10 protein-coding genes and 1 pseudogene are annotated in these 7,956 nt (G+C 41.7%); 6 read left to right on the top strand and 5 right to left on the bottom strand.

The genetic code is table 11. From position 1 onward, the window contains the following. Positions 1 to 607 precede the first annotated feature (607 nt). The gene (locus G434_RS00030; RefSeq protein WP_000165985.1) at positions 608 to 799 is read right to left on the bottom strand and encodes a Rop family plasmid primer RNA-binding protein; all 192 of its coding nucleotides are present in this window, start codon (positions 797 to 799) and stop codon (positions 608 to 610) included. A gap of 64 nt (positions 800 to 863) precedes the next feature. On the opposite strand from G434_RS00030, the gene G434_RS00035 reads away from it, so the two are divergent. The 6 genes and pseudogenes from G434_RS00035 (at position 864) to G434_RS00045 (ending at position 3,932) form a co-directional block, all read left to right on the top strand. Further along, complete coding sequence (locus G434_RS00035; protein ID WP_000955993.1) at positions 864 to 1,187, top strand: MobC family plasmid mobilization relaxosome protein; 324 nt, start codon at positions 864 to 866, stop codon at positions 1,185 to 1,187. Continuing rightward, positions 1,177 to 1,497: pseudogene (locus tag G434_RS31170) on the top strand (nuclease); the annotation flags it as partial. The gene G434_RS00035 and the pseudogene G434_RS31170, both read left to right, overlap by 11 nt. Positions 1,498 to 1,864: 367 nt before the next feature. Beyond that, entirely contained in the window at positions 1,865 to 2,383 is a 519-nt protein-coding gene (locus tag G434_RS30170; RefSeq protein WP_001673203.1) for an MbeB family mobilization protein, read from the top strand. 63 nt (positions 2,384 to 2,446) lie between these two features. After that, the gene (locus tag G434_RS30165) at positions 2,447 to 2,623 is read left to right on the top strand and encodes an MbeD family mobilization/exclusion protein (protein WP_053894712.1); all 177 of its coding nucleotides are present in this window, start codon (positions 2,447 to 2,449) and stop codon (positions 2,621 to 2,623) included. A gap of 710 nt (positions 2,624 to 3,333) precedes the next feature. After that, positions 3,334 to 3,573: a DUF2164 family protein gene (locus G434_RS00040; RefSeq protein WP_000703021.1), complete on the top strand. Its 240-nt coding sequence runs from the start codon at positions 3,334 to 3,336 to the stop codon at positions 3,571 to 3,573. Continuing rightward, positions 3,570 to 3,932, top strand: a complete 363-nt coding sequence (locus G434_RS00045) for a DUF4440 domain-containing protein (protein WP_000181070.1) — start codon at positions 3,570 to 3,572, stop codon at positions 3,930 to 3,932. Before G434_RS00040 ends, G434_RS00045 begins: the two co-directional genes overlap by 4 nt. Positions 3,933 to 3,956: 24 nt before the next feature. Here G434_RS00045 and G434_RS00050 read toward each other — a convergent pair whose 3' ends face one another. The 4 genes from G434_RS00050 to G434_RS31045 all read right to left on the bottom strand — a co-directional run bounded on the left by G434_RS00050 (position 3,957) and on the right by G434_RS31045 (position 7,888). Further along, positions 3,957 to 4,850: a JmjC domain-containing protein gene (locus G434_RS00050; RefSeq protein ID WP_001061104.1), complete on the bottom strand. Its 894-nt coding sequence runs from the start codon at positions 4,848 to 4,850 to the stop codon at positions 3,957 to 3,959. A 2-nt stretch (positions 4,851 to 4,852) separates the two neighbouring features. Beyond that, complete coding sequence (locus G434_RS00055) at positions 4,853 to 6,445, bottom strand: ATP-binding cassette domain-containing protein (RefSeq protein WP_001009226.1); 1,593 nt, start codon at positions 6,443 to 6,445, stop codon at positions 4,853 to 4,855. A gap of 38 nt (positions 6,446 to 6,483) precedes the next feature. Then, positions 6,484 to 7,182 (bottom strand): glycine-rich domain-containing protein, encoded by a 699-nt coding sequence (locus G434_RS00060; RefSeq protein WP_000939065.1) that lies wholly within the window; start codon positions 7,180 to 7,182, stop codon positions 6,484 to 6,486. 547 nt (positions 7,183 to 7,729) lie between these two features. Then, complete coding sequence (locus tag G434_RS31045; protein ID WP_071529495.1) at positions 7,730 to 7,888, bottom strand: replication initiation protein; 159 nt, start codon at positions 7,886 to 7,888, stop codon at positions 7,730 to 7,732. Positions 7,889 to 7,956: the final 68 nt, after the last annotated feature.

Here is a 7,956-nt window from a genome sequence, read left to right as displayed (position 1 = left end):
TGAGCTATGAGAAAGCGCCACGCTTCCCGAAGGGAGAAAGGCGGACAGGTATCCGGTAAGCGGCAGGGTCGGAACAGGAGAGCGCACGAGGGAGCTTCCAGGGGGAAACGCCTGGTATCTTTATAGTCCTGTCGGGTTTCGCCACCTCTGACTTGAGCGTCGATTTTTATGATGCTCGTCAGGGGGGCGGAGCCTATGGAAAAACGCCAACGGCGCAGCCTTTTCCTGGTTCTCGTTTTTTGCTCACATGTTTCTTTTGGCGTTATCCCCTGATTCTGTGGATAACCGCATCTCCGCTTTTGAGTGAGCAGACACCGCTCGCCGCAGCCGAACGACCGAGTGTAGCGAGTCAGTGAGCGAGGAAGCGGAAGAGCGCCGGAACGTGCATTTTCTCCTTACGCATCTGTGCGGCATTTCACATCGGACATGGTGCGCTTTCCATACAATTCGTACTGATGCCGCATAGTTAAGCCAGTATACACTCCGCTATCGCTACGTGACTGGTTCAGGGCTTCGCCCCGAAACCCCCTGACGCGCCCTGAGGGGCTTGTCTGCTCCCGGCATCCGCTCACAGACAAGCTGTTACCGTCTCCGGGAGCTGTATGTGTCAGAGGTTTTCACCGTCATCCCCGAAGCGTGCGAGGCAGCTGCGGTAAAGCTCGTCGGCGTGGTCGTGAAGTGATTCACAAATATCGGCCTGTTCATCTGCGTCCAGTTCGTTGAGTTTCTCCAGCAGCGTTAATGTCTGGCTTCTGATAAAACGGGCCATGTTAAGGGCGGTTTTTTCCTGTTTAGTCACTGATGCCTCCGTGTAAGGGGGATTTCTGTTTTATGGGGTAATGATACCGATGAAACGCGAGAGGATGCTCACCATACGGGTTACTGATGATGAACATGCCCGGTTACTGGAACGCTGTGAGGGTAAACAGCTGGCGGTATGGATGCGGCGGGTCTGCCTGGGTGAGCCGGTTGCACGCTCCGGGAAGCTGCCGACACTGGCACCGCCGTTACTGCGTCAGCTGGCCGCCATCGGGAATAACCTGAATCAGACAGCGAGGAAGGTGAACAGCGGGCAGTGGTCTTCCGGTGATCGGGTTCAGGTGTTGGCTGCGCTGATGGCCATCGGGGAGGAGCTGCGTCGGCTGCGTCTGGCCGTCAGGGAACAGGGCGCGCGGGATGATTGTTAAATTTCATGCCAGGGGAAAAGGCGGTGGCAGTGGTCCGGTTGATTACCTGCTGGGAAGGGAGCGAAACCGGGAAGGGGCAACGGTGCTTCAGGGTAATCCGGAAGAAGTCCGGGAACTCATCGATGCCACGCCATTTGCGAAGAAATACACGTCAGGTGTTCTGTCGTTCGCGGAGAAGGAGCTGCCGCCGGGAGGACGTGAAAAGGTGATGGCGAGCTTTGAGCGTGTACTGATGCCCGGTCTCGAAAAGAATCAGTACAGCATCCTGTGGGTGGAGCACCAGGACAAGGGACGGCTTGAGCTGAATTTTGTCATTCCGAACATGGAGCTACAGACCGGAAAACGCCTCCAGCCGTACTACGACCGGGCAGACAGGCCGAGAATTGATGCCTGGCAGACGCTGGTGAATCACCATTACGGGCTGCATGACCCCAACGCCCCGGAGAACCGCCGGATACTGACTCTCCCTGATAACCTGCCGGAAACGAAACAGGCGCTTGCAGAGAGCGTCACACGCGGGATAGACGCTCTTTATCATGTCGGGGAGATAAAAGGCCGTCAGGATGTGATTCAGGCGCTCACAGAGGCAGGGCTTGAAGTGGTCAGGGTGATGCGAAGCAGTATCAGCATTGCAGACCCGAACGGTGGGAAGAATATCAGGCTGAAAGGAGCATTTTATGAGCAATCTTTTACAGACGGGCGCGGAGTTCGAGAAAAAGCTGAAAGAGAGAGCCGAATCTACAGAGACAATGCTGAACGACGAGTTCAGCAAGCTCGAAAAATCTGTAAGCAAGGCTGTGACATCAAACGAGACGAAAATCAAAGACGCTATAGCCCTGTTCACAGCTTCGACAGAGGAATCACTGAAAAAACACCGGGAAGGGGTGAAAGAGGCGATGATGCAGCACAGGAAGGACGTGTTAAAGCTGGCAGGGAATACGGGCATGATGTTACTGGGGATGGTCCTTTTCCTGTTTACCGTGAGTGGCGGGACGCTCTGGTATCTTGGCGGGATGATACAGGCGAACCTGGAAGAAATCAGGATACAGGAAGAAACATTGCAGAAACTGAACGCGAAGACATGGGGCGTGGAGTTTGTGCAGGACGGGAGAAGGAAATTTCTGGTTATCCCTCAGGGGAAATCGGCAACGGTGATTCCCTATCAGGGGAAGGACTGGGTACAACTGACGGAGTGACACAGAGTGACGGAGCTGGAAAGACATTTGCTGAACGCCTTAGAGCAACTGCAACAGGACTATATGCAGCGGCTGAACGAATGGGAGAGCGCCTTCGTGGAATTGCAGAAAATGTTTTCGCTTACGCAACGGGACAACGCGATGCTGAACGAGCGGGTCATGCAGTTGAGTCAGCAGGTGCAGCACTTGAGCGAGCAGACAGAACGCTTGAGCCAGTTATACAGCGAGAACAGGAGATAAGGGATGAACGGCTGATACAGGAACGCGAACATGAGTTATCCCTGGAGCGTGAGCGCCAGCTGGAAATACAGGAACGGACACAGGATGGCCCTTCGCTGGGATGGTAATCAGAGACAGGCTAAAATGTTGTCAGCGCGTTTCCGGTGCATTTTTTGGGATAATGGTTGGTTCGGGGGCACCGGGAACGCGCTTCAGTCAGACCTTGCTGAAAACACAGGAACGCGTTAAAACGCATACGGGCGCGATTCTGGTGTGTCTTTTGTTGCTGTGTTTTGCCTCTATTGCCAGATCGCGCTCATTCCCCTGAACTTCTGTTTTCCCGCTCCGGTCCCCGTCTTCTTCGCTTCCGAAAGCATGAAAAAAATCCGTTTCAGCTGTCTCTGGCTGGCAATTCCTGCGTGATTCACATGGCTGCATAGCTATGCATGTGGTTAAAATTTACCGGGTGCGATCGCGGCAGTTTTTCGGGTGGTTTGTTGCCATTTTTACCTGTCTGCTGCCGTGATCGCGCCGAACGCGTTTCAGCGGTGCGTACAATAAGGGATTATGGTAAATTATCTTGTTCCTTAGAGAATGATTTGAGGTGGTATCCTGCACTTATTTAAATATGCTTGCTTGGGAAATTCCAGGTTGCAGTATGGTTGAGTTGTAATTTTCCTATGATAGGAAAAATGTTATATTATTAATTTATTTGTGAGGCTTCATAAAGAATGAAAATTTCTGATATTGAAAAAAACATATATAAAGGACTAGCTGAATTTATTTCACAAAAAATCAGAGATGAACATGATATATGCCTTGGACAGTTTGAATCAGAGGAATTACTTGATGAGATTCTTAAAAGAGTAATCCCAGTCATATATAATGTGGCTATTGATGATGCTATAAAATCAGTAAGGAATGTTGGGGATAGATTAGAGGAGGAATTAGATATGAGGAAGGTAGTGTGACTAATTTTAAATCAGACTTAAATCTAATAAGAAAAGAATGGTATAATGCATTTTATTCAGGTAATACTGAAATGCTAGATTACTTGGAAGCTGATTGGTTTATTTCAACAAATGGTCAAAAAGTTATCTATAAAAAACATCAGTTACGAAAGATTGATATGCGTCCAGCGAGGATTTTACCTAGCATAGAAAGATATGAATATGATGTCGTAATGCGTGAGTTTAAAGGCATTGCTTGTGTTTCAGGGAAAGCTGAAATAAAGCAAAATGATGGAAATATATTAATGGCTTTTATTGAGAATTGGATAAAGGTTAATGGTGGATGGAAAATGCAGTTTATATCGTATGAAAAAATCTAAGGGGAAGCCCCCTTAGATTAATGGTTATATATGTTCAAGTTTTATTTTTTTATAGCGATAAGTTCTGCTTTGAGCTTTAAGCATGTTTTCTGCAAACTGAATATCAAAACTATTTATAGCATTAGTTATTATAGTTTTTATTTTTTCTTTATCAGATAATGAATCACCATGCTCTATAGGTTCCCGCATATATGGATTGTTTTTTAATTCATCAAATAATGTTTTAAATAGTTCTAATCGACGAGGTCTTATAACTGTAAAAGATATATGAAGAGAGTGTTTGCTCTGAGTCGTAACATTGTGCCAGTATCCAGCAGGAAGATATATGGCCTGACCTGGGGTTATATCAAACTCATAATCTGGGGAGGTATTAGGTGGTAGATAATCGAAGCTTCTTTCATCTTCGAGAGGGTATGAATAGGTAGGGTTGTAAACTTTCCATTTTTTTATTCCCTCAATTTGAACAGCTATTACATCATGATTGTCAAAATGAAGCCCAAAGCTTGGTGTTGCTGTAAATGCAGCATATAGATTAGCACTACATGTACATTCTAACTCTTTAGATAACCATAGTCTGCTTTCATCTACAGATTCAAAGAATGACTGGCATCGATCTACTATAAGGGTTGCGCCATCACGTAAGCATTTATATAGCTGATGGCGATTTATATGTGGTGTTCTATCGCCTGTTTGGCTATATGTGTATCTTATAAATCCTTTATACCCCCTAATTTCGGGAAAGTTGTCATTTGCCATTCTAACTCTAGGATAGTGCAATATATCTTTTTCAAGCAATTTATTAAGATCATTCCAGTTGATTAAGTTTTTATAATTAACATCCGTGAATACAAACGGATATTTCTGGAAATTATATTTCTTAAATTTTTCTATGATTTCCTTTTTTATAAGATTATTCATTTTTAAACCTCATGTTTTGTGATATCTATAATCTGTGCTTTAGGTATATTATTTATAAGTTGTTCATCATGAGATATAACAATGATATGCTTTTCCTTGTTTTCCTCTTTTATATAATCACTGATTATTTTTATACCAAGTGAATCAAACCCTTTTGTCGGTTCATCGAAAATAATCAAGTCTACGTTTTTTCCAGATGTAAGAGATACTCCTAATTTTTGTTTTTGTCCACCAGATAAATTATGTCCGTAACCTTTGATCTCATAATCTAGTGGTTTGTCGAACTTAAATCTGTGTAGCAGCTTTTTAATTGTATTTAAATTATTAATGCCGGAATAATGTAATATATTTTCCTCTATAGTTCCAGGCATGAGATCTAGATCTTGAGGAACGTATAAGACATTAACAAAAGGAGAATTTGCTTTTTCTTGTTGTATCCCATTGATTTTTATTGTGTTTTCTTCTGTTGTTATATTGCCAGAGAGAATTTTTGCAATAGTTGTTTTTCCCGAACCATTCTCACCGGTTATAAAGGTAACAACGCCTTTTGTTAATATTAATTTATGGTTGAATGATTTGTTGTATATTTCAATATTGCAAATATTGTCTTTTACATGAAGATATTGCTTGTCTGTGTAATTTGTTTTTTTTATGTCGTTTATTTCGGCACAGTATAAATCAATTTCTGTTCTTGCCATTTTTATTTGTCTAAATAGATAACCAATGCGATTTAATGGGAGAAAAACTTGGAATAAAAAAGTGGCAAGCATAATAATACTACCACGGCTTGCTCTACCATGAAGAAACATCCAGTATGCTGATAGGATAATCAGACTACTAAAAATGACTGAAAGAAAAGCGGAGCTGATACCAAACAGGAAAAATTCATTATTTACTTTTCTTTGTTTTTCTGAATGTGTATTTACAGCTTGAATTACTCGTTTACGACTTTTATCCGTGGTATGGAAAGCTTTATCCATAGGATACATGTGCATCATATCAAACATTCTTCCAGATGCGAATTTGGAGCTAAGTGCAACTGATTTCATCATTGGAAATCTACGTTGTGTCATTTTTATGACAAATATTATATAGATTGCCATTATTATTATAAACTCAATGGCTATTAATGTATTAACACTTATACAAATTGTTATGATTATTCCAATCATTTGTATTAATAATGGTACTACATCAGAACATATTGTATAAAATAATGATGATGCAGAAGAAAGCATGCTTTCTATAACCTTATTTAGTTCTCCTTTATTTTTCTTTAAAAAATGCTCTTGGTGAGAATTTTGTATATTATCAATAACTTGCTCTCTAAGCTTTACAGATAATTCTATATTTGTTTTTTGAGTCAAGTATTCCGATATGCTATATCCAGCAGGCATAAGGAATCTAATTGATAAGAAACATGCTATAAATATTAATAATGAGTTTATTTCTCCTATTGAATCTTTATTGTCAATAACTGTTTTTATTAAATATCCGAATAGAACGAAAAGAAAACTACTTATAGTTGATAATAATATAATAAAAAACAAATTACATTTATTAAATGTGATGATGTACTTTTCAATAAAATTCAATTTATAATCCTTAAAGCCCGTATATTACGGGCTTTATGTTATCTAGAATTACATGAGCACCCAGCGCCACATCCTTTACCGCTGCAACCACAAACAGAACCATTATCATTCCAAACATCTTTTCGCATTATTATTTTTACAAATTCTGCGGCTGGAAGGTGAGTGATACTCTTTACTTTTTCGATGTAAGAATCACTGGATATGGATTCTTTTGGAATTCTTATAGTATTAATGTTCTTTATGCTGTATCTTACAGCATAATCACCATACCACTTTGCGACAGTTTCATGACCTAGGTAAAAAGCGATTTTTTCAATTTGATTTTTATATTCGTTAAAACGATATTCTTGGAATGTTATACCATGCTCATTAACATGCCTTATCTCATTTTTTAGCATGTCATTTGTATTTGGATAATGGTGGAGGTAAGCACCAAGATATTTTTCACAAAAGCTGGTATAAGCATCTGTAAATTGAATAAACGTATGCCACATTTCATCTATAATTTGTAATTGCTCGTGAACTTTTATATTGTAGCATTCCGTTAGGCATGTTGAGGCTAGCCAGATGAATTTCTTTGTTTCATTAAAGATATCATCAGCTTCTTCTGGTGTTACATTCCATTCTTTACGAAATTTTAGAAGAACATCATCATTGTGATAACTCATGATATCTTCTAATGAGCTAACATTATGAACTTTTGCATAAGAACTGCTGTTCATCTTATGTTGTAGCATAACACCCCCAATTATATATTTGAATGTAGATGAGAATAGTTATCATTTGTTATGGTATTGTTAAATTTGTGCTTGTGTCAATATGCCTAATTCTATAAATGAGATAGTAATCAAGTTTTTTAATGGTTATAGGATCCATTAGTAATACAAGGTTTTTGCAGCCAGTTTTTACGGGTAGGGGCTGCAAGGAAAACAAAATTTTCCCACTCTAAGAGAAGAGAATTGAGTTGGTTGAATGAGTGGATGCATCTAGGGCCGCTAATTCACCGAGTGTAAAGGCTGTACGAAATGTGTTGCAGTCCGATAATAGCCCCCTCCATTGACGTTTTACACATGTGTTGTAGGTTCCAGGAGTGGGCGGATCTCAAAAAGATCAAAGGATCTTCTTGAGATCCTTTTTTTCTGCGCGTAATCTGCTGCCAGTAAACGAAAAAACCGCCTGGGGAGGCGGTTTAGTCGAAGGTTAAGTCAGTTGGGGACTGCTTAACCGGGTAACTGGCTTGGTGGAGCACAGATACCAAATACTGTCCTTCTAGTGTAGCCGCAGTTAGGCCACCACTTCAAGAACTCTTAATATCTCAATCCACCTTGTCCAGTTACCAGTGGCTGCTGCCAGTGGCGCTTTGTCGTGTCTTACCGGGTTGGACTCAAGACGATAGTTACCGGATAAGGCGCAGCGGTCGGGCTGAACGGGGGGTTCGTGCACACAGCCCAGCTTGGAGCGAACGACCTACACCGAGCCGAGATACCTACAGCGTGAGCTATGAGAAAGCG

Source organism: Escherichia sp. KTE172 (assembly GCF_000408845.1).
In the GTDB taxonomy this organism is placed as follows: domain Bacteria; phylum Pseudomonadota; class Gammaproteobacteria; order Enterobacterales; family Enterobacteriaceae; genus Escherichia; species Escherichia coli.
The sequence above is the reverse complement of the archived record's forward strand: the minus strand, read 5'-3'. Positions and strand labels throughout refer to the sequence as shown.

Bases quoted from the DNA above. Each gene is read 5' to 3' on its own strand.
- G434_RS00035 (WP_000955993.1), top strand. From the start codon at position 864: ATGCTCACCATACGGGTTACTGATGATGAACATGCCCGGTTACTGGAA.
- G434_RS30170 (WP_001673203.1), top strand. From the start codon at position 1,865: ATGAGCAATCTTTTACAGACGGGCGCGGAGTTCGAGAAAAAGCTGAAA.
- G434_RS30165 (WP_053894712.1), top strand. From the start codon at position 2,447: ATGCAGCGGCTGAACGAATGGGAGAGCGCCTTCGTGGAATTGCAGAAA.
- G434_RS00040 (WP_000703021.1), top strand. From the start codon at position 3,334: ATGAAAATTTCTGATATTGAAAAAAACATATATAAAGGACTAGCTGAA.
- G434_RS00050 (WP_001061104.1), bottom strand. From the start codon at position 4,850: ATGAATAATCTTATAAAAAAGGAAATCATAGAAAAATTTAAGAAATAT.
- G434_RS00060 (WP_000939065.1), bottom strand. From the start codon at position 7,182: ATGCTACAACATAAGATGAACAGCAGTTCTTATGCAAAAGTTCATAAT.